The 22,149-nt window shown below is 45.0% G+C and carries 20 protein-coding genes; 7 read left to right on the top strand and 13 right to left on the bottom strand.

What is annotated here, in order from left to right:
* Nucleotides 1–139: 139 nt before the first annotated feature.
* The 4 genes from rlmM to ACHUFW_RS17635 form a co-directional block, all read right to left on the bottom strand.
* Nucleotides 140–1,222, bottom strand: coding sequence for a 23S rRNA (cytidine(2498)-2'-O)-methyltransferase RlmM (gene rlmM / locus ACHUFW_RS17650; protein ID WP_394204856.1), 1,083 nt, complete (start codon nucleotides 1,220–1,222; stop codon nucleotides 140–142).
* Between the two features lie 84 nt (nucleotides 1,223–1,306).
* Nucleotides 1,307–1,696: a DUF423 domain-containing protein gene (locus tag ACHUFW_RS17645; RefSeq protein ID WP_394204855.1), complete on the bottom strand. Its 390-nt coding sequence runs from the start codon at nucleotides 1,694–1,696 to the stop codon at nucleotides 1,307–1,309.
* A complete protein-coding gene (locus ACHUFW_RS17640; RefSeq protein WP_394204854.1) occupies nucleotides 1,689–2,363 on the bottom strand; it encodes an alpha/beta fold hydrolase in 675 nt (224 codons plus the stop codon). The genes ACHUFW_RS17645 and ACHUFW_RS17640 overlap by 8 nt, the downstream gene beginning before the upstream one ends.
* Nucleotides 2,344–3,255 (bottom strand): transcriptional regulator GcvA, encoded by a 912-nt coding sequence (locus tag ACHUFW_RS17635; RefSeq protein WP_394204853.1) that lies wholly within the window; start codon nucleotides 3,253–3,255, stop codon nucleotides 2,344–2,346. Before ACHUFW_RS17635 ends, ACHUFW_RS17640 begins: the two co-directional genes overlap by 20 nt.
* A gap of 183 nt (nucleotides 3,256–3,438) precedes the next feature.
* On the opposite strand from ACHUFW_RS17635, the gene ACHUFW_RS17630 reads away from it, so the two are divergent.
* Nucleotides 3,439–3,666: a hypothetical protein gene (locus tag ACHUFW_RS17630; protein WP_394204852.1), complete on the top strand. Its 228-nt coding sequence runs from the start codon at nucleotides 3,439–3,441 to the stop codon at nucleotides 3,664–3,666.
* A gap of 396 nt (nucleotides 3,667–4,062) precedes the next feature.
* Here ACHUFW_RS17630 and thiI read toward each other — a convergent pair whose 3' ends face one another.
* From thiI to pomA, 3 genes are all read right to left on the bottom strand, one after another.
* Nucleotides 4,063–5,517 carry a tRNA uracil 4-sulfurtransferase ThiI gene (thiI, locus tag ACHUFW_RS17625; protein WP_394204851.1) on the bottom strand — a complete coding sequence of 485 codons (1,455 nt, stop codon included), beginning with the start codon at nucleotides 5,515–5,517 and terminating at the stop codon, nucleotides 4,063–4,065.
* A 150-nt stretch (nucleotides 5,518–5,667) separates the two neighbouring features.
* Nucleotides 5,668–6,630, bottom strand: a complete 963-nt coding sequence (locus tag ACHUFW_RS17620) for a flagellar motor protein MotB (protein ID WP_394204850.1) — start codon at nucleotides 6,628–6,630, stop codon at nucleotides 5,668–5,670.
* Between the two features lie 4 nt (nucleotides 6,631–6,634).
* Entirely contained in the window at nucleotides 6,635–7,402 is a 768-nt protein-coding gene (gene pomA / locus ACHUFW_RS17615; RefSeq protein WP_394204849.1) for a flagellar motor protein PomA, read from the bottom strand.
* Nucleotides 7,403–7,801: 399 nt separating this feature from the next.
* On the opposite strand from pomA, the gene xseB reads away from it, so the two are divergent.
* Genes xseB through dxs form a run of 3 tightly spaced genes read left to right on the top strand, consistent with a single transcriptional unit; the run spans nucleotide 7,802 to nucleotide 10,814 of the window.
* Nucleotides 7,802–8,041 (top strand): exodeoxyribonuclease VII small subunit, encoded by a 240-nt coding sequence (gene xseB / locus ACHUFW_RS17610; RefSeq protein ID WP_394204848.1) that lies wholly within the window; start codon nucleotides 7,802–7,804, stop codon nucleotides 8,039–8,041.
* On the top strand, nucleotides 8,042–8,923 hold the full coding sequence (gene ispA / locus ACHUFW_RS17605; RefSeq protein ID WP_394204846.1) for a (2E,6E)-farnesyl diphosphate synthase: 882 nt from the start codon (nucleotides 8,042–8,044) through the stop codon (nucleotides 8,921–8,923).
* A 22-nt stretch (nucleotides 8,924–8,945) separates the two neighbouring features.
* Nucleotides 8,946–10,814 (top strand): 1-deoxy-D-xylulose-5-phosphate synthase, encoded by a 1,869-nt coding sequence (dxs, locus tag ACHUFW_RS17600; protein ID WP_394204844.1) that lies wholly within the window; start codon nucleotides 8,946–8,948, stop codon nucleotides 10,812–10,814.
* A gap of 82 nt (nucleotides 10,815–10,896) precedes the next feature.
* On the opposite strand, the gene grpE is transcribed toward dxs, so the two are convergent.
* A complete protein-coding gene (gene grpE / locus ACHUFW_RS17595; RefSeq protein WP_394204842.1) occupies nucleotides 10,897–11,514 on the bottom strand; it encodes a nucleotide exchange factor GrpE in 618 nt (205 codons plus the stop codon).
* Between the two features lie 100 nt (nucleotides 11,515–11,614).
* Between grpE and nadK the strand changes: the two genes are divergently transcribed.
* On the top strand, nucleotides 11,615–12,493 hold the full coding sequence (gene nadK, locus ACHUFW_RS17590; RefSeq protein WP_394204840.1) for an NAD(+) kinase: 879 nt from the start codon (nucleotides 11,615–11,617) through the stop codon (nucleotides 12,491–12,493).
* Nucleotides 12,494–12,535: 42 nt separating this feature from the next.
* Here the strand turns inward: nadK and ACHUFW_RS17585 are convergent, their stop codons facing one another.
* From ACHUFW_RS17585 to ACHUFW_RS17575, 3 genes are read right to left on the bottom strand one after another with little or no spacing between them, the layout of a single operon-like run.
* A complete protein-coding gene (locus ACHUFW_RS17585) occupies nucleotides 12,536–13,576 on the bottom strand; it encodes a CobW family GTP-binding protein (RefSeq protein ID WP_394204839.1) in 1,041 nt (346 codons plus the stop codon).
* Nucleotides 13,577–13,590: 14 nt separating this feature from the next.
* Complete coding sequence (locus ACHUFW_RS17580; protein WP_394204837.1) at nucleotides 13,591–14,898, bottom strand: DEAD/DEAH box helicase; 1,308 nt, start codon at nucleotides 14,896–14,898, stop codon at nucleotides 13,591–13,593.
* A 56-nt stretch (nucleotides 14,899–14,954) separates the two neighbouring features.
* Nucleotides 14,955–17,993 carry an EAL domain-containing protein gene (locus tag ACHUFW_RS17575; RefSeq protein ID WP_394204836.1) on the bottom strand — a complete coding sequence of 1,013 codons (3,039 nt, stop codon included), beginning with the start codon at nucleotides 17,991–17,993 and terminating at the stop codon, nucleotides 14,955–14,957.
* A 318-nt stretch (nucleotides 17,994–18,311) separates the two neighbouring features.
* Here ACHUFW_RS17575 and ACHUFW_RS17570 point away from each other — a divergent pair, with 318 nt between their 5' ends.
* Both ACHUFW_RS17570 and ACHUFW_RS17565 read left to right on the top strand, forming a co-directional pair.
* Nucleotides 18,312–19,061, top strand: coding sequence for a substrate-binding periplasmic protein (locus ACHUFW_RS17570; protein WP_394204834.1), 750 nt, complete (start codon nucleotides 18,312–18,314; stop codon nucleotides 19,059–19,061).
* Between the two features lie 114 nt (nucleotides 19,062–19,175).
* A complete protein-coding gene (locus tag ACHUFW_RS17565) occupies nucleotides 19,176–19,622 on the top strand; it encodes a thioesterase family protein (RefSeq protein WP_394204833.1) in 447 nt (148 codons plus the stop codon).
* An 8-nt stretch (nucleotides 19,623–19,630) separates the two neighbouring features.
* Here the strand turns inward: ACHUFW_RS17565 and ACHUFW_RS17560 are convergent, their stop codons facing one another.
* Entirely contained in the window at nucleotides 19,631–21,124 is a 1,494-nt protein-coding gene (locus ACHUFW_RS17560) for a putative bifunctional diguanylate cyclase/phosphodiesterase (protein ID WP_394204831.1), read from the bottom strand.
* Nucleotides 21,125–21,175: 51 nt separating this feature from the next.
* Entirely contained in the window at nucleotides 21,176–22,018 is an 843-nt protein-coding gene (locus ACHUFW_RS17555; RefSeq protein WP_394204829.1) for an HDOD domain-containing protein, read from the bottom strand.
* Nucleotides 22,019–22,149: the final 131 nt, after the last annotated feature.

Genomic DNA, 22,149 nt, shown 5'->3' with positions numbered 1-22,149 from the left:
GAGTTCGCTTAACTGTTGATTTCATAACACTCTCCAAAAAAGGTTTGAAAAGTGTCAACGTTATTTAGGACGGGTCACATCTCAAACAAAAAGCCCTGACAGTGTCAGGGCTTTTTTATATAAGCAATAATGAACGCGCTTAAAATCCAGTTTCTGGACGCAACCACAAATGCACGGTCACCTCATCACGATCATGATATAGGTGTTTACAAGCAAGATGAAAATCCTCTATACCGTTCTCTGTCAAAATTTCCTGCATCGTGGCCAATATTTGCGATACTTCTTTATAGCGGCTTTTCATCGGCAGTTTTAGATTAAATATCGCTTCTTTAAACCAGCCATTAATCGCCCATGCTTCAATTAATTCAGCGACACGAGAAGGCTTCTCCACCATGTCACATACCAACCAATATATATTCTTACGCGGTGGCTCAAAGCGAAACCCATCTGCCATGTAATGCTTCACTTGACCAGTATTCATGAGATCTTCATTCATAGGGCCATTATCGACTGCGGCAACAAACATACCACGACGCACTAGCTGATAGGTCCAACCGCCAGGGCAAGCCCCCAAATCGACCGCATTTAAGCCACTGCGAAGACGCTGCTCTTGCTCATCTTTCGGAATAAAATGAATAAATGCCTCATCTAGCTTTAGCGTGGAACGACTTGGCGCATCGGCAGCCATTTTTAATCTTGGAATACCACGGTAGTGCGGCGAGCTATTGTGACTTAATGAGTAACCAACATACGCGGTACCAGAGGCCACAAAGCACACATGAATAATTGGCCTTTTAGGGTTCTCTTTTTCCAGTAACGATCCGCTACGCTTCAACGCTTGGCGCAAGGGAACGGTAAACTTTCGGCAAAAGTTCGATAGCTCTTTTGCTTCGTTAGTATCTGGGGTTTCAACCCGCAGCTCTCCCGCTTTGCTTACCTCACTGAGTGCATCAACAATGGGAGACACACGATCAGCTTCTGGCAACGACTTTAATAACTGCGCAGCAGCAAACATCTGTCTGGCAAATATCAATGAGTCCAATGATATTTTCTTTGCAAGTAATTCAGCATCGCCATCTTGAAAACACTGAAATATCACGTACGCATCGTTGTTATTGGTTTTAACAAAGCCGCCGATATCCAGTTCTGCTGCGCGATGCTGAATTTCAGCGGCGCACTCTTTCTCATAACCAGCACGGCAAAATAAAAATAGGTTTATCATTGGGGTTCCTGCACAAAAAATGGCGTACAACGTGAATTGTTCGCCATTTTACACTGAATTGACACAATAGACAGCGGCTGATGCCTAATCGTTTAACTCAACCACACGATTACGCCACACAGCTACTGCAATAAATAACCAGCCAAGTAGCAAACATACGCCGCCTATGGGGGTAATGGGCCCAGTCCATTTAGTGCCCAACAATGCATACAAATAAAGCGAGCCTGAAAATAACACCATACCAGTGATGAACAAATATCCGGCCCAATCAAGTAGCCTAGAAGTCAACCAATGCCCAGAAAACGCGACAACTATGAGTGCAAAAGTATGGTAGAACTGGTATTCAACACCTAAATTAAATATCGCTATCATTTCCGGCGGTGCTATGTTCTTTAACCCATGAGCACCAAACGCCCCTAACGCCACTGCCACAAAACCACTTAACGAGGCCAGTAATAAAAAGCCCTTATGCATTCAATCCCCCTATAAATTCGATACTTTTGTCTATCGCTTCAGTGAGATTAGCCTCTTGCGTGGTACCTGACGACTTGCGTGGTTTAAAACTATGATCGCCATCAACTAGCCAATGCAATTTTATCGGCATCGACTCAATCCATGGTTCGACTTGACCTAGGCCACCAAATTTATCGCGCTCACCTTGTAAAATAAGCACAGGTGCACGGCACTCAGCTAGCGGTGCTAATCTAGGCTCACCGCCTTTTAAAGCAACAAAAGGGTAGCCCAAGCAGATAACACCATCGACACTGACATCATTCGCCAACCAAGCAGCCATACGCCCGCCCATCGACTTGCCCATCAAAACGACCTGCTTTGGCTTAAATTGCTGCTTAAGCGCTGCCACATGAATGGCAAAATCTTTGAGTAGCTTGGGTGCCCTATCCGGTGGGCGCCGTTTCCCATCTTGTGCATTAGCACGCATATAAGGCAAATTAAAGCTCGCCACCCATGCCCCTTTTGCCGCCAATCCGGCAGATAACTGCTGCATAAAGTCACTATCAATATTTGCCCCAGCACCGTGGGTAACGATGATTAAGGTATCAGACACATCTCCTTCGATACGCACTTGACTGGCTAACAGCTCTGCATCAGTGAGGGGGTTATCAACCAGGAAGTAGTTCACTGCGAGACTCCTCTTCAAACATATCTAGCATCCATTCTCTAAATGCAGCAATTTTACCGATCTCTGCATGATTTTGTTGGCACACTAGGTAATAGGCATTTTTACTCAACAAGACTTCAGGGAAAGGACACACCAATCGTCCCGCTTTAATATCTGGCCTCGCTAATACACTATAACCTAACGCAATACCTTGACCGTGGGCTGCCGCCTGCAAAACCAATGATGAATGACTAAAAATAGGGCCTTGGTTCACATTAATATCGGTAATTCCACATTGTCTAAACCACGCTTGCCAATCATGGCGACTGGAGTCATGTAATAGGGTGTGATATTTCAAATCGCTTGGTGATGATAACGGCTTAGGACCACTTAACAGCATCGGCGAGCAGACCGGGATCAGCACTTCGTTACGCAACTTATCTGCCCGCACTCCAGGCCAAGAACCTTGACCGTAATAAATGGCGACATCGACATCATCAGCCAGTGAACTTTCTTCATCATCCACAGCTTTAATTCGCACATCGATATCTGGGTTCTTTTCACTGAACTTAGACAAGCGTGGAACAAGCCACTGAATAGCAAAACTGGGGCTGGTGCTGACCGTTAGCGAGCCGATAGCACTACGAGCAAGTAAACGATCTGTTGCATCCGCAAGTTGCACAAAAATATCTTTTATATCGAGAAAGTAACCTTGTCCTTCCTCAGTCAGCAGCAATGAACGGTTTTTACGACGAAATAACTTTAAACCTAAATACTCTTCTAATGCTTTAATCTGATGACTAACAGCAGCTTGCGTAACAAATAATTCTTCAGCTGCTCGAGTAAAGCTCAAATGTCTTGCTGCGGCTTCAAATGCCTTCACCGCATTTAACGGTGGGAGTCGTCTCGACATGGTGATCTCGATCTCATATTTGGATTAGTTTTACTAATCTTTATTGTTACATTTTATCGTTTGTAAAGGAAAGCTATTTTGATTAAATTTTGCCCCAAGAAAATTAGTGCAGTTAGACAGCCTCTATGACGTATTGGGGAGTGTCTAACCCCCAAGATTGATACACGCCCGGAGGCGACCAATATGATGAACTTTAAAACGCTAGCAGCTATCGCACTACTCACTTGTGCAGCTAACGTACAAGCAGACGAAATCTTAGTAGATACCAACGATCTACACGCCGCTATCAGCGCTCAGTTAGCTGAAGGTCTAGAAGCAATGCAACAAGACCTAAATGACGACGTAAACGCAATGCTAGTCGCCACTGAAAGCGAAAAAGAAACCACGGCTAACGTTCAACACTCAGAATAATCACTTAGCTACGTCGACGTTCTATAGCGCGCGACGATAGCTCAGATTAACAGAGCTGATTAAAAGCCCGGATAAAAGCCACATTTTACGATGTGGCTTTTTTTATTCTAAAACATGCTAGTTCAGTACTTTATCACCTCACTAATTCGACATAAACAGCAAATTGATACCGTTATATACAGCTTTTAAGACAACAATGCTGGCCATGTGACTTAGCTTTATTTAACTACCTGCAGTCGCTTCATTCGCTCAAACTCAGTTAAAACCGATCACAACAGACCTAAGCCTTGGTTTTGCCAAAAGTATTGGGATTAATGTAACGTTGCAACGCCTACGCCTTGAAAAACAGGCTCAAAAAAAGCCGCGATGGCGGCTTTTTTCTATCAAGTGTATGGGCTATGGACGGTAAACCTTTACGTTATCGTAGCCTTGCTCTTGCAAATAAAGGGCTTGTAACTTACTCATCACTCCACGGTCGCAATAAAGTAAATAAGTTTTGCTCTTATCTAAATCAGCAAACTGGGTCGCCAGCTTGAAGAACGGAATGGTTTTCACCTCGATGCCATCAAGCTCAAGCGGGCTTTGCTCTTCCTCTTCAGGTGCACGTACATCAATAACAATCTCACCAGTAGCAAGCCCATCCACTGTCTCTGCAGATGCCACTTTGGTATCCATTTGTGTGGCGATATCCCTAATATCAATAATTTCAGCAGCCGCAACCACACTATCAATTAAGCCGTCAGAGAACTTTTGCTCTTCAGCCTCTACTTTTGACAACACGGCCTTAACCGTTGGTTTTTGCGAAATGACGCCACAATATTCAGGTATAGATTTAGCAAAATCTTCAGTGCCAATCTCACGGCTAATATTCACAATATCTTGTTTGTCCATCACAATAAGTGGACGCAAAATCACTGTATCAGTGCTGCGGTCAATGACGTTCAAATTAGTTAATGTTTGACTAGAGACCTGGCCCATTGCTTCACCGGTCACTAATGCCTGAATCCCAAGCTTTTCGGCAACTTTACTGGCGGCACGCATCATACAGCGTTTGAGAATGACGCCCATTTGGCCGTTATCCACACGCTCTAGAATTTCTTTTACGACGGGGTCAAAAGGCACAGAAATAAACTTAACCTTATGGGACTCACCATATTTTTGCCAAAGATGATAAGCAACTTGCTTCACGCCAATCTCGTGTTGATCGCCACCCAAGTTAAAGAAACAGTAATGGGTCCGTGAGCCACGCTTAATAAACTGATAGCTCGACACCCCGGAGTCAAAGCCGCCAGAAATTAATGACAACACATCTTCTTGGGTCGCCATTGGAAATCCACCTAACCCTGGAATACGCTTTTCAACCAAATACAAATTATCGCGATCGATCTCAAGATTAATCGTCATATCAGGATCTTTGAGCTTCACCCCAGCGGCTTCGGTATGTTGATTTAAGCCACCACCCACGTAACGCTCAACTTCGATAGAGTTAAACTCGTGCTTACCGCTACGCTTAACCCGCACACAGAAGGTTTTGCCGCTCAGTGCTTCACGATACAACGGCAAGGTTTGCTGGTAGATATCATCAATTGACTCAAAAGTGCTTTCACGCACTTGTAAAATATGAGCGATACCGGGAATACAGCTTAAACGCTCAGCATACTGAGCAACCAATTCAGGTTTGTCCGCTGGTACCATCACCAAAATTTTGTCCCACTGACGCTGTACTTTGGCATCGTCATCGATTTTTTTAAGTACATTGCGAATATTAGTTTCAAGCATCTTGGTAAAACGCATTCTTACCGGTTTGCTTTTCATCATGATTTCAGGAAACAGTTTTACGATAAATTTCATGGACGTCCCGCGGGGTTGGTGCTCAATAGCAAGTTGGATTGAAAAATTAATCGGCTATTATACCAATTTAGTGCTTAGCTTGCCTATGATCAGCTGCAGAAAGTTGAACGACAAAAAAGCCTGCCATAGCTGACAGGCTAGAAATGATGATTATTGACTGACAAGAATCTCATCAGACTCTTTGGCTTTACCTTGCTCAATGGCAATTTCTACACGCCGATTACGCGCGCGATTAGCTGCACTGTTGTTTTCTACTAATGGGTCTGACGCCGCCATCCCTACTACTTTCATCCGTTGTTGGTCAAAACCACGCACGCGGATTAATTGATGGGCAACCGCCACTGCGCGCTTACTGGATAAATCCCAGTTGGAACTATACAGTTCGTTGCTGATGTTCATATCATCGGTATGGCCTGACACAGTGACAATGCCCGGCACATCTTTTAGTAGCTCACCAACACGACGAATAACGGGTTTAAATCGAGGCTGTAGGAAACCAGAGCCGGAAGCAAATGCGCCTTTTTCACGAATTCTGATAATGATTTGCTGACCGAGGGATTCAACTTCAATGGCACCATCGACAATCTCTTTATTGAGTTCTTGCGCCATTTTCTTAACCTGATTATTGATACGCTCTTGAGCCGCTGCTTCTGCTTGTTTAGCTTTGGACTCAGATTCAGACTGAGATTGTGATTTAGATTCGGCTTGCTGCTGCGCTGTCGCAGATGACTCGCCGCCACGTTGCTCGCCACGTTGTTGTTGCACCCCACCAGCACTTGCGTCTTCCCCAGCTTGATATTCGATGGTTTGCTCAGTCATTTCATTGGTTTGCTGATTGATGATTTCAATCGGAGTAGGTTCAGGGCGACCTGGGCGAAACTCCAAGGCAATCACCGATGTGCCTTTAGGAATATCCTTAACTTCAACTTTATTTTGCACACCGAATGCGTACTTCATTGATCCGGCAATCTGCTTAAACTTCATCACATCCATTTCAGAAAAAGCCAGCAAGAGTACAAAGAAGCACATCAATAACGACATCAAGTCCGCAAAGGTCGCCAACCATTTCGGCGCCCCTCCCGGCGGACAATCACACTTGACCTTCTTAGCCATCAGGCTATTCCCCGTCCGTTGTGTCTATTTGTCGTTGTTTTTCTGACAGGTAGTTCTTCAAAAATCCTTCAATAACGCGTGGGTTTTGTCCATCTTGAATAGCGAGGACCGCATCCATAATCAAATTGCGGTTTAACAACTCCTCGTTGACCCGCAGCTCTAGCTTATCGGCAATCGGCAGTGCAATCATGTTGGCGATGATTGCGCCATATAGGGTGGTCAATAGCGCAACCGCCATTGCTGGACCAATGGATTTAGGATCATCCATGTTCGACAACATCGCAACCAGACCAATCAAGGTACCAATCATCCCCATAGCTGGTGCGACATCACCCAAAGCCTTAAAAATACCTACGCCCATTTTATGACGCTGCTCGGTTAACGCGATATCTTTCTCCAACGCATCACGCACCACATCACCGTCATGACCATCCACCAACATGTCGACCGCTTTTTGCATAAAACTATTGGTAATTTCAGCTTCTTCTAAGGCTAGAAAGCCCCCCTTACGGGCGGCATCGGCCATGGTGACCGACTGCTCAATTAGCTCATCAGGTTTATCAATTTTAAACATGAATGCTTTGGCAGCAATTTTTACTGCACCTAAAAACTGCTTGAGGTTGTATTTCATCATGACAACGAACAAAGAACCAATCATAACGATTAACACCGACGGCACATCAATAAAGATGGCAATTCCACCACTACTGACCATTGCCATAATGATGAAACCAAATGCGCCAATAAGGCCGATAAGGGTTGCTAAATCCACAACTACTCCTTGAGTCTTTGACTGATTCCGAAATATGCAATTTCGATCAGTAAGCAAATAAGCGGGCCATGTCACTCACAACACAACGCCTAAAAACATGAGTTCTTTTTAACAGCTCAACACAATCGTTCGTTTTTTGTGCGAACACTGTTAATTACGGCTAAATTAGCAAATAAAAGTCAATGCTAGATTTCGCTTTTAGAATATAATTATCCTAGGTTTAGGATAACATCCTATATCAATTATCGGACAGCTTACTCGCAAGTTTAGCTACAATTACAAATTTTTATAAAAAAAACTGCGTAAAGCGTGCTTTCGACCAAATATACAGCATGGCGATTTGACCCCTATGCCTAGCTGATATACCTTGTCTTTCGCTCAATCCAAGGAAAACACATCGTGGCAAAGAAACCTGAAAATCTAACGTTTGAAGAATCCCTCAATGAACTTGAAAACATTGTCGTCGCTCTAGAACAAGGTGATGTGTCACTCGACGATGCGCTCAAACAATTCGAACGAGGTATCAAGTTAGTGCGCCACTCCCAAGGAAAACTAGAGCAAGCCCAACAAAAGGTCGCCATCCTCACCCAAGACGGTGAACAGACTCAACTGTCGCCCTACGACAATGAAGGTAAGTAAGTGTTAACTGAAGCCATCAATCAATACCGTGCTCGTGTTGATAATCAACTCGAGTCCTATATCGACGCGCTGGAAGATATTGAGCCGAAACTCAAAGCCGCGATGAAACACGGCGCTTTACTCGGCGGCAAACGTATCCGCCCGTTTTTGGTTTATGCCATTGGCGATTTATTGTCTGTTGCCCCACAAAAACTTGATAGTGCCGCTGCAGCCATTGAATGTATTCATGCTTATTCGCTTATCCATGATGACTTACCCGCTATGGATGATGACAATCTACGCCGCGGTCAACCGACAGTGCATATTGCCTATGACGAAGCTACTGCCATTCTCGCCGGTGATGCCCTGCAAACATTAGCATTTGAAATTATTTCCGATCCAAGTAATACCTTAAACCCACAACAGCAAATCGCCATGATCAACGCACTGGCGAAAGCGTCGGGTTATAATGGTATGTGTGGTGGTCAATCAATGGACTTAAATGCCACCAATCAACAAATTGACTATGAAACCTTAGTTAAGTTACATCAACTTAAAACCGGTGCGTTAATCCGCTGCGCGGTAGAGTTAGCCCTCATAGCAGCTGACGCCGATGACAATACTAAGCAACATTTATTGACCTATGCAGAATCTGTGGGACTTGCATTTCAAGTGCAAGACGATGTACTCGACATCACTGCAAGTACCGAGGAGCTAGGTAAGCCTCAAGGTTCGGACTGCGAGGCCAATAAAAGTACTTACCCGAAATTACTAGGATTATCAGGGGCTCAAGACAAAGCCAAAGCTTTGATTGAACAAGCCCTATCAGCGCTGACGAATTTGCCATACAATAGTCAGTTAATTGCCGACTTCGCCCGTTATATCATTACGCGAAGAGTATAATTTAGAGACAAAGAATCTCGATATGAGTTTGGATATTTCTCAATACCCTGTGCTTGCACAGGCAAACAAGCCTGAAGAGTTACGCCAGCTACCTCAAGCGGCGTTGCCACAACTGGCCGATGAGTTACGCAGTTATTTGCTTAAATCTGTCGGTATTTCCAGTGGCCACTTTGCATCAGGATTAGGCACAGTCGAATTGACTGTAGCGCTTCATTACGTCTATAACACGCCATTTGACCGCCTTATTTGGGATGTTGGCCACCAAGCCTACCCCCATAAGATCCTTACCGGTCGTCGCGATAAAATGCACACCATTCGCCAAAAAGGCGGGATTCATCCGTTTCCTTGGCGGGAAGAGAGCGAATATGACACTTTCAGTGTTGGTCATTCAGGCACCTCTATCAGTGCAGCATTAGCGATGGCGGTTGCTGCCGAAAAAGAGCAGGCAGGACGTAAGGTCGTTGCTGTTATCGGTGACGGTGCTATGACCGGTGGTATGGTATTTGAGGCCATGAACCATGCGGGTGATCTGCACAATGATATGTTAGTGGTGCTTAATGACAATGAGATGTCGATTTCAGAAAACGTCGGCGCGCTCAATAACCATTTAGCCCAATTAATGTCTGGCCGCTTATACACCACCATCAGAGAAAACAGCAAAAAGGTGTTAAAAGGAATGCCAGCCATCAAAGAGATGGCTAAGCGCACCGAAGAGCACTTAAAAGGCATGGTGGTGCCAGGCACACTATTTGAAGAACTCGGATTTAATTACATTGGCCCTATCGATGGCCACGATGTAGATGGTCTTGTAGAAACCATGCGCAATATGCGTAACTTATCGGGTCCACAAATTTTACACATCATGACCAAGAAAGGCCGAGGTTATGAGCCAGCAGAAAAAGATCCTATTGGCTGGCATGCAGTGCCTAAATTTGACCCATCTACGTTTGAAAAGCCGGCTTCTAAGCCTGCTAACCCCACCTTCTCACAAGTATTTGGCCGTTGGTTATGCGATATAGCTGCCAAAGATGAGAAAGTATTAGGTATCACCCCAGCCATGCGTGAAGGTTCGGGCATGGTGGAGTTCTCGCAACGTTTTCCTAAGCAATATTTTGATGCCGCTATCGCTGAGCAACACGCGGTAACCTTAGGCGCTGGCTTTGCTTGTGAAGGCTACAAGCCGGTAGTCGCGATATATTCAACCTTCTTACAACGTGGCTATGATCAGTTAATCCACGATGTCGCATTACAAAAACTCCCGGTGCTTTTTGCAATCGATCGCGGCGGTATTGTTGGTGCCGATGGCCCAACCCACCAAGGTGCGTTTGACTTAAGCTTTATGCGTACAGTGCCGAATATGGTCATTATGGCGCCATCAGATGAAAATGAATGCCGCCAGATGTTGTATACCGGCTACTGCTACAATGATGGTCCAAGTGCGGTTCGTTATCCCCGTGGCAGTGCGACAGGCGCTGAGCAAGTGGAAACCATGACAGCCCTGCCTATTGGTAAAGGACTGATCAAGCGTGACGGCAACAAAATCGCTATTCTAAACTTTGGTACAACCTTAGCCAGCGCCAGTTATGCTGCTGAGCAATTGGACGCAACCTTAGCGGATATGCGCTTTGTAAAACCCATAGATACGGACTTGATTGCTAAGTTAGCTGCAGATCATGATGTGCTGGTGACCGTAGAAGAAAATGCCATTATGGGTGGAGCCGGCTCTGCGGTATTAGAAACACTACAGCAATTGAAAACACCGATGCCAGTATTGAATATTGGTTTGCCTGATGAGTTTATTAAACACGGTGATTCAAAAGCAATTTTGGCAGAATTGCAGCTAGATGGCCCAGGCATACTAGCACAAATCAATGCTTACCTAGCCAAATAGCTCGTTGCTCGATACTAAAAAATCGATACAAAAAAGCCTCACAATGTGAGGCTTTTTTATTATTCGCTATAAACTAAACTCATTAAGCTTGGGTATCGACTGAACCACCACCTTGAGACACCATCACCATAGCTGGACGTAATAAACGGTCATTCAACAAATAACCTTTTTGCATAACCATCATCACAGTATTTGCAGGGTGCTCAGCACTAGGCTGCATACCAATGGCTTGATGATGATCTGGGTTAAAGGCTTCACCTTGCGGATTAACTTGCGACAAACCAAACTTCTCTACCGCACTGGTAAAGCTCTTCAGTGTCAATTCAACCCCTTCATAAATGGCTTTAGTTTCTTCCGCCTCTGCGTCAGTCCCGGCCAATGCACGCTCCATGTTATCAATAACGGGTAGTAGCTCATTGGCAAACTTTTCTAATGCAAACTTGTGGGCTTTTTCTACGTCAATCGCCGCGCGACGACGGATATTGTCAACCTCGGCTGCAGCACGAACAACTGAATCTTTTTGCTCGTCAACTTTGGCTTCTGCAGCTGCTAACGCTTGCTCTAATTCTTCAACTCGAAAATTAGCTTGAGTCAGCTCATCCATTAAACTCGCTTCTTCACCACCGGCTTCAGTGGTGACTTCGGCTTCAACTGCCTCATCGATTTGCGGTTCTTGTGCTTTGTTTGGCTCGTTGCTCATTCTCACTCCAACTAAAAATGCTTTGTTTCTGCAGGCTCTGGGCATATTATGGGGATCAAATTCGAGGTTTCAAGCCCTAAGGTACGGATCAAGCATAAATATGAGCAAAGCTTTTCACACAATAGGCTTAATTGGTAAACCAAATCATCAAGGGACACACAAAACCCTAAAACGCCTACACCATTGGTTAACAATGCAAGGTTATGATTTGTTGGTCGAAGAGCGAGTCGCCGCTGAGATTGGCCCCCAAGCCTTGTCAGTTGACTTGATGGAACTTGGCGAACGCTGCGACCTTGCCATTGTAGTCGGTGGTGATGGCAATATGCTTGGTGCTGCCCGGGTGTTAGCACGATTTGATATCGCAGTGATTGGTGTTAACCGCGGCAACTTAGGCTTTTTAACGGATTTACCCCCAGATACCTTCGAAGAATCCTTAGGTAAAGTATTAGATGGTGATTATGAAACTGAGTTTCGCTTTCTATTGGAAGCCGAGGTGTATCGCCATGGCGCCTTAAAATCCAGTAATACAGCGGTCAACGAAGCGGTACTTCACCCGGGCAAAATTGCCCACATGATTGAATTTGAAGTCTATATTGACGACAAATTTATGTATAGCCAACGTGCCGATGGCATGATTGTATCAACGCCAACCGGATCAACCGCTTACTCTCTCTCGGCCGGTGGTGCCATTTTAACGCCTAACTTAGAAGCATTGATTTTAGTCCCCATGTTTCCTCACACCTTGTCGTGTCGACCTATTGTGGTCGACGCCAACAGTGTGATTAAACTGGTGGTTTCTCCTGAAAATGGCGACAATTTAGAGGTGAGCTGTGATGGCCACGTCACCTTACCTGTATTGCCGGGCGATGAGATTATTATTAAGCGCAGCCATGAACGTTTACGACTCATTCACCCCAAAGGCTATAACTACTTCCATGTACTGAGAAATAAACTCGGCTGGGGCAGTAAATTATTTTGATCAAAAAAGGCGCAATAAGCGCCTTTTTTATTGATGGTTTCGTTAACCAAGTCGCTGTGTTGTCGCAAGTAGCTGCTTATCAAGTTGCGACCAATCTGGCATGGCCTCGGTAATAATTTCTAATCGTGAATCCATCACATCATCTAACTCCTGCATCGATAACTGCCCGTCAACGTAATTGAGTGCGGCGATGCCTTCATTGGTAATTAATACCGCTTTTAACCTTAACACGTCTAAGGATTTTACCCATTGCACAATCGCATCAAAATCAAACTCATAACTGACATCAAATGCCCAGCTAGCTGTGGTAAAGCCATCATGTTGATTGCTACAGTGAAAATAGCCGTTTGCATCAAATTCAAGTAGCTTTGGGGATCGCTCAGCAAATATTGAGCTTGGGCTCAGCAGTTTTTCTGCCACCGATTGAGCACCACCAAGCAGCGATTGTGCCCGTTGGCTTTTGCCATTAACAAGCTTTGCATATTGCTGCTCAAATGCCTCTGAAGATAAGTCTTTATGACTAAAAGGCACCACGCTTGGCGTTAATTGCCAACGCGCAAGTAACTTGGCTAGCTGCTGCAACTCGTCTGCTTGATAAGTATCTGATTTGGCGGCCAGTACTATGTCAGCGATATCCACTTGTTGCTGAAAAATCTCATGCTCAGTGTAACGGTTATCGGTCACTTTGGTGGCATCAACTAAACACACTGTCTGCTCAACCTTGATAGTCGATGCTAAATGGCTTTGTTGCAATAGTTTAATCATCGCTTTAGGGTGACCTAACCCGGTTGGCTCAATTAATAATCTGTCGGGTTTACTGCGGCGAATGAGTTCGGTGATCGCAACTTGAAACGGCACGCCAGCGGCGCAGCACAAACACCCACCAGGTACTTCCTTAATATGCACTTCACCATCATTGCTAGCTAATAGCTTGCCATCAATGCCAATTTCACCAAATTCATTAACGAGCACTGCCCAACGTTCATTCGCTGGTTTGCTTGCGAGTAATTGCTTGATAAAACTGGTTTTACCTACCCCAAGAAAACCAGTGATCACATTAGTTGCAATGGCTTGAATTATCATGGCACTTCTCCCCATCAACGACGTTTAGTCGTCCGTTGCGAAGTACCACCATTTTTGGCTGATGGATGCTTAGTAGAGGAACGTTTGGTAGATGGGCGTTTTGCGTTGCCGCGCTTATTATCCTTATAAGCACGTTTCGGTTTAGGCTCTACCGCTAATTGTCGATACCGCTCAGGCAATGGCGCACCTTCTTCATAGCCAGGCTGCACCTGACGACGAATTCGCTCACCGATCAATGCTTCAATTTCAGTCATCATGGCTTCATCATTTCGGCTCACCAATGAAATCGCTTTGCCTGGTAACCCAGCGCGGCCAGTGCGGCCAATCCGGTGCACATAGTCCTCAGCCGCAAAAGGTAGTTCAATATTAATCACCAGCGGTAACGCTTCAATATCCAAACCGCGGGCCGCAACGTCAGTTGCAACCAGCACCCTCAGCTCTCCGGATTTAAACAGCTCCAAAGCGCGGTTGCGGGCACCTTGGGTTTTATCGCCATGGAACACAGCCCCTTTCAACCCATCTAAACGCAACTCTTTCAACAATAACTCTGCGCTCTCTTTGGTGCTGACAAACACCAGCACTTGGCGCCAATTATTACGGCCAACTAATTCGGCAAGTAACTCAGCCTTGCGGCGCTTATCTACCGGGTATATCCACTGCTCAATAGTACTTGGCTGTTGGCTTGCTTTAATATTGACTCGTTTAGGCTGATTCAACATTTGCTGAGCAAGTTGCTCAACCGCCGGGCTATATGTTGCCGAAAACAGCTGACAACAATGCTGCCCATTAAGTAGTTTTTTAATTCGCTCAATATCTTTAACAAAGCCTAAGTCCAACATGCGATCGGCTTCATCAATAATAAAGGTATCGATGCAGCTTAAATCTACAGCGCCTTGGCCGAGCAAATCGAATAAACGCCCGGGGGTTGCCACTAAAACATCCACGCCTGCACCCAGTGCTTTTCGCTGTGGATTGATATTCGCCCCACCATAAACGGCTAAGGTTTTAAGCTCCGTCACCTGACTATATTGGGTGATATTGTCAGCAACCTGTATTGCAAGCTCACGAGTTGGCGTTATCACCAAAGCACTCAGCGTATGGTTAACATGATGCTCTGGTGTACGATTGTTCATCAGGTGCTGTAACAGCGGGATAGCATAGGCTGCCGTTTTGCCTGTGCCCGTTTGCGCACAGGCAATCAAATCATGACGTGCTAATGCCAAAGGCAGCACTTGCTCCTGCACAGGTGTTAGCCTGTGATAGCCACAAAGCTCAATCGCTTCAATAATTTGTGGAAATAATGGCAGAGAATTGAATGTCATGGGCGCAGCCTTGGAATAAACAAGGCGCGCATTCTAACAAAAAATCGCCACATTGGTTATGCCTTAGGGAGAAAAGGCTTTAAGTATTTCTCTTCGAAAGCAGACAAAGGCAGCGGCCGTGAAAAATAATAGCCCTGGCCGAAATCACACCCAGCTTCAAGCAGTAACTTTTTTTGAAACTCAGTTTCAACCCCTTCTGCAATGACTTTCATGCCCAGCTTATGAGCCATCACTATGATAGCTTCACATAAGGTTGCATCATCACTATCCGTTTCAAGGTTTTGCGTAAAAGATTGATCGATCTTTAAATAGTCAATATCAAACTTTTTCAAATACGCCAATGAAGAGTAACCAGTACCGAAATCATCCAGTGACACTTGAATACCCGCATCTCGGTATGCCAATAACTTCTCTGATACCCCCATAGAGGCATCAAGCAACAGGCCTTCGGTGATCTCTACACAAATTCCATTGCTAGATAGCTTTAACTCTTTTAATCGCGCGAGCCAATGGTCAAACTGGTCTCCTTCATCACGAAATTGAATGGGTGACTTGTTAATACTGATTTGAACCGCCAACTGATATTTTTCTCGCCAGTGCGCACTTTGCGCTGCCGTCTGTTCAAATACCCAATTACCAATGTCATTGATCAAACCGGTCTCCTCAGCCAAAGGAATAAACTCAGCCGGTGATACCGTCCCCCGCTTAGGGTGATGCCACCTTAGCAGAGCTTCCGCCTTGTAGACTTGTTCATAGCTCAAATCGACAATCGGTTGGTAATAAATTTCAAACTCGCCATTGGCTAACGCATTACGTAAATCTTTAATGAGCCCCATGCGATACTTAGCCTGCTCTTGCATTGATGGGGTAAAGTAGTGGAATCGATTGCGCCCTTGCGCCTTTGCTGCATACATGGCTTGATCAGCGTGCTTAAGTAAACCTTCAATGGTAGTGGCATCATCTGGATACAAGGTGATACCAATACTGGCACTGATATAGGCGGTTTCACTGCCCAAGGTGTAGGGCTCTGCCACCCGGCGCAAGATACTTTCAGCAACTCGTTCAACATCTTTAGACTCTGCTAAGCCAGACAGCACCACTGTGAATTCATCACCACCAAGGCGAGCAACAACATCCGATTCTCGAATACAGCCCTTTAGACGTTTTGCGGTTTCTTGCAGCAGCTGGTCACCCATATCATGACCTAAGGTGTCGTTAACTTCTTTGAAAAAATCTAAATCAAGAAACAACAAAGCAAAGTGGCTGTCGCTGCGGGTGGTTTTAAGAATTTCGGTTCCTAGATACTCAAGTAGCATACGCCGATTAGGCAATCCAGTGAGGGGGTCATAATTAGCTTGACGCCATATAATGTGCTCCGCTTGCTTTTTCTCGGTAATATCAGAAAACAAGGCCACGCGGCGATAGGGCTCACCTAAATTGTTATAAACGGTATTGATGGTTAACCACACTAAAAACTCATTGCCAGATTTCGCTTTTAACCACAACTCACCCTGCCAGCGGCCACTTTCGAGAATAGAGATATTCACTTTGTCATATTGGGATTTGACGGTTTTATCGCCCTGTAAAATCCGTATATGTCTATCAACCACATCGGCTTCTTCATATCCCGTTAACCGAGTAAACGCGGCATTGGTGGTAATGATACGCCCTTTACTGTCTTGAACACTCATCGCTTCACTTGAGCTGTTATACACGGACGCTGCTAAGTTCAAGGACTCTTCTACCTGCTTACGCTCGGTAATATCAGTATGAATACCGCACATACGCAGCGGCTGGCCATCACTATCGCGACTGACTATTCTACCAGTGTCTTGGATCCACTTTTGCCCACCAGTTAATGTGTTAAGTCGATATTCAATACTGTGCTGACGAGTATCACCTCGCAAGTGAGCATCAATCGACTCAAGCACCTCTACCCTGTCCTTGGGATGGATTGCATCGAGCCATAATCGCTCATTGTTATTTAGCTGTTCCACAGGACATTCAAGTAGCTCAGCACAACGCTCGTTTCGCTTAATCTGGTTCTGTTTTATATTCCAGTCCCACATCCCCAAGTTACTGCTGCTGAGCACCAAGGCCAACTGCTCTTGGCTATCACGCATTTTTTTCTCGGCGCGCTTATTCTCACTAATATCGACAAATCCAGCGATCACCAGCTCCACTTGCTCATTCATCCGGCGGCAAGCGACGGTGAGGTGGGTGTAAATTATTTCGCCGTTTTTGGCGACAAAACGCTTATCCATCTCATATTCGTCGATTTCACCGGCAAGCATTCGTTCGAACTGCAGTAAGTCCGCTTCTAAATCTTCAAAATAGGTCATTTCAGACCAAGTCAGCTTAAGCAGCTCTTCTTCGGTGTACCCCAGCATCTTGCATAAGCGTGGGTTAACTTTAATCCAGTGCTGATCAACGGAGGTGATAGCAATACCCATATTGCCAATATTAAATTGCGAACGAAAAATGAAATCATCTTGGAGTTGAATCCGCACATCTCGCTCAACCTCAAGACGCCTTGAGAGTAAAGTCCCCAATAGCGCGGTAACGAAGGGCAGCACCAATAAAACCGGCAAACTAATTTGAAACAGCACATTAAAAGCCAGCTCATCAGGAAGAATAAACATCGACGCCAGCATGACCAAATGCAGAAAGAAGCCCAGTAAATACAACTCTTTGAATGAAAGATCTGCAATGTGATTCTTGCGATTGTAACGCCATAGCACGCCAATAATGCCAGACATTACAATCACGGTAAGTCCAGCCCAGACAGCAGGACCACCTTCAATAAATCGATACGCTGCCGCCATCAAAACGGTAATGAGCGTTGGCAAGCCACCAAAATATAAACCGCAAATAACGATAATCACTGAGCGGGTATCAAAAAAGATACCAGGCTGATATTCCCATGGCGTCATCATTGTGGTGATAGTAATCACCCCTATCACAACTCCCACAACAACCCGCCATAAGTGAAAATGGGCACTTCGCTGCTTGCGTGGAATGGCGTCATAAACAAACACCATCGCTAACAACAACGCCGCATTCTGGATTAGCGTAAAAATCACATCTTGGTTCATATTAATATTTTGGCTATCAATATATTAAGTTAATGATGATCAGTTTTTGAGTGTAGCAGATGAAGCATGATAAATACGCCAAAATGCATACAATTTAAACAAAAACACGTTAATAATCCTACATTAGTAGCGACCAACTACAGAATATCCTAAATTTCGTCGCCTTTTTATCAGTAACGGCGCTCACGATGAGTCTACCAACGCCTGGAACGGATACCGCTGCGCTCAATAAGCCCGACTGAATAAAGCGAAACTTGAATTGAAACCAAAACCCGATAACATAAGGCCGACAGGGATGATTTGGATAAAAGGACTATTATGCCAATCCGCCAATTTTTTTATGCTTTAGTTTTTACCTTAAGTTGCGCAGAGGTTTGTTATGCAAACCCGCTTCTAGAGGGCCCCAAATCGGTAAAATTAGCCGCCGAAGATAATTGGGCGCCATTTGCCGATCACAGTGGCACTGGCTTATCTCACCAACTAATAAACGATGCATTTTCTCGTATGCAGGTGCAAGTTAACAGTATTATTGTGCCCTATGCTCGCGGGGTAAAAATGGCTCAGCAGGGTCAAGTAGATGGTGTGTTTAATCTGGTGAAAGAGCAAAGTACCGAACACCTATTTATCTTTGGCCAACAACCACTTTTCACCGCAAGCGCCTCGTTTTACCAAAATAATAACCACCCATTAAATGTCGACGATAAATACCAGCTGCCCCAAGGCACTCGTGTAGGCATCATTGAGGGATATGAATATGGCGACGAACTGGTTGAGTTAACTCATCTACAACTGCTTCGCGTCTCCAACCACAACCAGTTGATTAATTTACTGCTGCTAAACCGAATCGATGCGGCAATCATGTATAACCAAGTCGCAGACCAATACCTCAGCAAAATGAATGTCACTCGTGAGATTAGCCCGCAATTTCATAACCATACCGGGGTGGTTTATTTGGCATTTTCAAAACAAAATCCCGACGCACAGCTACTTGCTGACACCCTAGATGCGGGGCTGCTTGCTTTAAAAGCCGATGGCCGTTATCAACAAATCATGGCAATGAAAAAGTAATGTTTACCGTTTGAGCTGCTTGGTTTAGCAACAGGCATGACCTGCTGCATCAATACAGCCAGCAACAACCTAGCTATGGTAAACTAGCGGCTTTTGGACCGTGATTAAAAATAAATGAGCGACTCTAGCATCAAATTTAGTGAAACTTTCCATTTCCCAGTGCAGATTTATTATGAAGACACCGACTTCTCAGGTGTGGTCTATCATCCTAATTTCTTAAAATATTTTGAGCGAGCTAGAGAACATGTCATCGGCGCGCAGACCCTTGCTAGCCTGTGGGATGAACAAGGGCTCGGGTTTGCGGTTTATCGCTCAGATATGTTGTGCCACGACGGTGTCGAGTTTGCTGAAATTATTGATGTACGTACTCAGTTTTACTTTGAAAGTAAGTACCGCACCGTATGGAAGCAAGAGATTTGGCGACCCGGTGCAAAAAAACCTGCGGTAACCGCAACCATCGAAATGGTGTGTATGAATAAACAGCGCCAATTAGCACCAATGACCACATCGCTTATCACCCAACTGTCTCAAGCAGCGAGCGAGCAAAAGCAGCAAAGTTAATCGAAATATTAATTGGAAGGTGGGTTCAACGCCTTCCAGTTCATTTCTAGCTCCGCAGCTGTCATGGGACTTGCAAAAAAGTCCCCTTGCACTTTATCAATGGCTAAAGCACTTATCACCTCAAACTGCTCCGCAGTTTCCACCCCTTCAACCACAACCCCTAGCCCTAGACCTTTGGCTAAGTTTACGGCACTTTGCAATACGTGTAAGGCTTGCGGCTCGTCGATTAAGCCGTCAAGAAATGCCTTATCAATTTTCACCTCGTCAATGGGGAGATGCTTTAAATAAGCAATTGATGAATGCCCGGTACCAAAATCATCAACCGCAATATTCAGCCCTGCTTGGCGAAAACACTCAAGCGCGCTAACCGCGCTGGGCATATCATGCATGATTTGGCTTTCGGTCACCTCTAAAGCAATCACATCCGCTGGCAATTTATTGTCGTCGAGTAACGCAAACAAACTATCTCGTAAGCTGCGATTGTCGATATCATCAATCGACAAATTAATCGCGACCTGAAGGTTCATGCCATTTTGACGCCAATAGGCCTGCTGAGTCACCACAGTTTCTAATACCCACATGGTCACTAGCTCTATCATGCCAGCACACTCAAGTAGTGGAATAAATTCACTGGGCGCAACCTTGCCAAGCGCATCACTTTGCCATCGAATAAGCGCCTCGACATGGGTAACGCTATTATCACTGAGATTGACTTTCGGCTGGTAGACTAAATACAGCTCATTTTGCGCCAAAGCTTTCGGTAGGCGATTGATAATATTTAATTGTCGGTGCTGCGCAGCATCCTCACCATACTGATATTGCGCAATACGATTGCGACTCTCTTTAGCACGATTCACGGCTAAGTCGGCCCTTCTTAGCATTTGGCTAACATCACCATGGTGTAGGCTCAAATCTAAATAGCCTATCTGACAATGCAAACTAATAGGTGTTTGCTCAATAATGATAGGAGTCTGCAATTGCTGTTGTAACTTGGCTAGCTGCTCTTCACTCCACGGGCTCACATCAAACAGTAAAAACTCATCTTGGTTCATCCGCGCGATTAATTTGGCAGACTGGGACATCTGTCGCAAACGCTCACTCAAGGCGATAAGTAATTTATCACCAAAATGAAACCCGAATAGATCGTTGACGTAGCGAAAGCGGTATATATCGAGCAAGATAATGCAGCCATGGGTTATCGGCATCAACGGCGTTAAGTTTTGCTTTAAGCCAACACGGTTTAGCAAACCGGTTAACTTATCATGGGTCAAAGGCGTAGGAGCATCTGTGCTGGAAGGACGGGCCAGCTGTTGTAATAGCGGTTGAAGTGCTTGGGGCGCTTTATCTAAGTCGTCATGACTTAGCTGCCCATCTTTGGATAATTTATTAACTATATCGGCTAGATATCGTTTTTGAGTCTGTCTATGCCAGTATCTAAACATGATACTAGCGATAACGACAGCAATAAGGATCACCACTAACCAATCAATATTGGCTAACAATCGGTTTTATCCATAATTTTGATATAGCACTCCAAACCGTGTTTTTTACTATTACTCGTAACTTAATTTTATTGAATGATAGTTATCTAGAAACTCATCCGAGCCTAGGTACTCAGGTGTGACCGGTAATCCCCTTTGCACGAACACATCTAAACGCTCATGTAAATCATGGCCGGCTCTGAGCTCACCGGTATAAAATGCAGCAGCGCGAACAAAATCTAAATAACCAACATTATCAGGAAGGTAAGTTAAATCAGCCCAACGCTCAACCACTTCCATTACTTCAGGGGAAAATTCCCAAGTTTTTAGCACGGCCCGACCGATAGGCCCTTGCATTTTTCGCACTAATGCGCGTAACTGTTCAATGCAAGTAAACGCATCAGGGTGTGCTTCGGCTTCAGTCAACACTGGCAAAGCACCGATATTATGTACCAGGCAGGCTAAGGTCAACGTATCATAATTAATGCCGTTACCAGGATGAGTTTTATTGTACTTGGTTAACATAGCACAGGCAGCGGAGGTGGCATCTATCGATGCGCCCCATACTTCATCCATGACTTCCCACACCATTTCATTGGTTGAAATAAATAATTGCTCCATCGCAACCGATGTCGCAATCGATTTAATCTGAGTTAAACCTATTCGGGTCACGGCACTATTGATGTTTTCAGCTTTTATTCCTCTAGAGTACATCGCACTGTTTGCGACTTTGATCATTCGCGCAGAAATCGCCGCGTCTTGACCAATTACTTCAGCAACTTGTTTGGGGCTTGAATCAGGCCTTGAAACCACCTCTTGAACTCGCATTGCCACTTCCGGTAAGGTCGGCAACACTAAGGCATCTGCCTTTAGCTTTTTCAACAAGCCTACCAACAGCTGATGCTCTGTCGACATTTGTACTCCTTTGGGGCAGCCAAATTGGGTCACAACCCGCTCACGCAACATTAATTATTAAGATATAGCGACACATTCGTTAATACGCTGTGTAATTTTAGCTAAAATAATAAAGACTCGGTAGCCATTTG

Origin of the sequence: Shewanella waksmanii, from assembly GCF_043643685.1 — a bacterium.
GTDB lineage: Bacteria > Pseudomonadota > Gammaproteobacteria > Enterobacterales > Shewanellaceae > Shewanella > Shewanella waksmanii_A.
This window is presented reverse-complemented; position numbering and strand designations above follow the sequence as displayed.

Excerpts from the sequence above, each read along its gene's own strand:
- ACHUFW_RS17645 (WP_394204855.1), bottom strand. The coding sequence starts at position 1,696 with ATGCATAAGGGCTTTTTATTACTGGCCTCGTTAAGTGGTTTTGTGGCA.
- thiI (WP_394204851.1), bottom strand. The coding sequence starts at position 5,517 with ATGAAATTTATCGTAAAACTGTTTCCTGAAATCATGATGAAAAGCAAA.
- ACHUFW_RS17585 (WP_394204839.1), bottom strand. The coding sequence starts at position 13,576 with ATGATAATTCAAGCCATTGCAACTAATGTGATCACTGGTTTTCTTGGG.
- dxs (WP_394204844.1), top strand. The coding sequence starts at position 8,946 with ATGAGTTTGGATATTTCTCAATACCCTGTGCTTGCACAGGCAAACAAG.
- nadK (WP_394204840.1), top strand. The coding sequence starts at position 11,615 with ATGAGCAAAGCTTTTCACACAATAGGCTTAATTGGTAAACCAAATCAT.
- ACHUFW_RS17630 (WP_394204852.1), top strand. The coding sequence starts at position 3,439 with ATGATGAACTTTAAAACGCTAGCAGCTATCGCACTACTCACTTGTGCA.
- ACHUFW_RS17635 (WP_394204853.1), bottom strand. The coding sequence starts at position 3,255 with ATGTCGAGACGACTCCCACCGTTAAATGCGGTGAAGGCATTTGAAGCC.
- ACHUFW_RS17565 (WP_394204833.1), top strand. The coding sequence starts at position 19,176 with ATGAGCGACTCTAGCATCAAATTTAGTGAAACTTTCCATTTCCCAGTG.
- ACHUFW_RS17580 (WP_394204837.1), bottom strand. The coding sequence starts at position 14,898 with ATGACATTCAATTCTCTGCCATTATTTCCACAAATTATTGAAGCGATT.
- grpE (WP_394204842.1), bottom strand. The coding sequence starts at position 11,514 with ATGAGCAACGAGCCAAACAAAGCACAAGAACCGCAAATCGATGAGGCA.
- rlmM (WP_394204856.1), bottom strand. The coding sequence starts at position 1,222 with ATGATAAACCTATTTTTATTTTGCCGTGCTGGTTATGAGAAAGAGTGC.
- ACHUFW_RS17575 (WP_394204836.1), bottom strand. The coding sequence starts at position 17,993 with ATGAACCAAGATGTGATTTTTACGCTAATCCAGAATGCGGCGTTGTTG.
- ACHUFW_RS17555 (WP_394204829.1), bottom strand. The coding sequence starts at position 22,018 with ATGTCGACAGAGCATCAGCTGTTGGTAGGCTTGTTGAAAAAGCTAAAG.
- ACHUFW_RS17620 (WP_394204850.1), bottom strand. The coding sequence starts at position 6,630 with ATGGCTAAGAAGGTCAAGTGTGATTGTCCGCCGGGAGGGGCGCCGAAA.
- ACHUFW_RS17570 (WP_394204834.1), top strand. The coding sequence starts at position 18,312 with ATGCCAATCCGCCAATTTTTTTATGCTTTAGTTTTTACCTTAAGTTGC.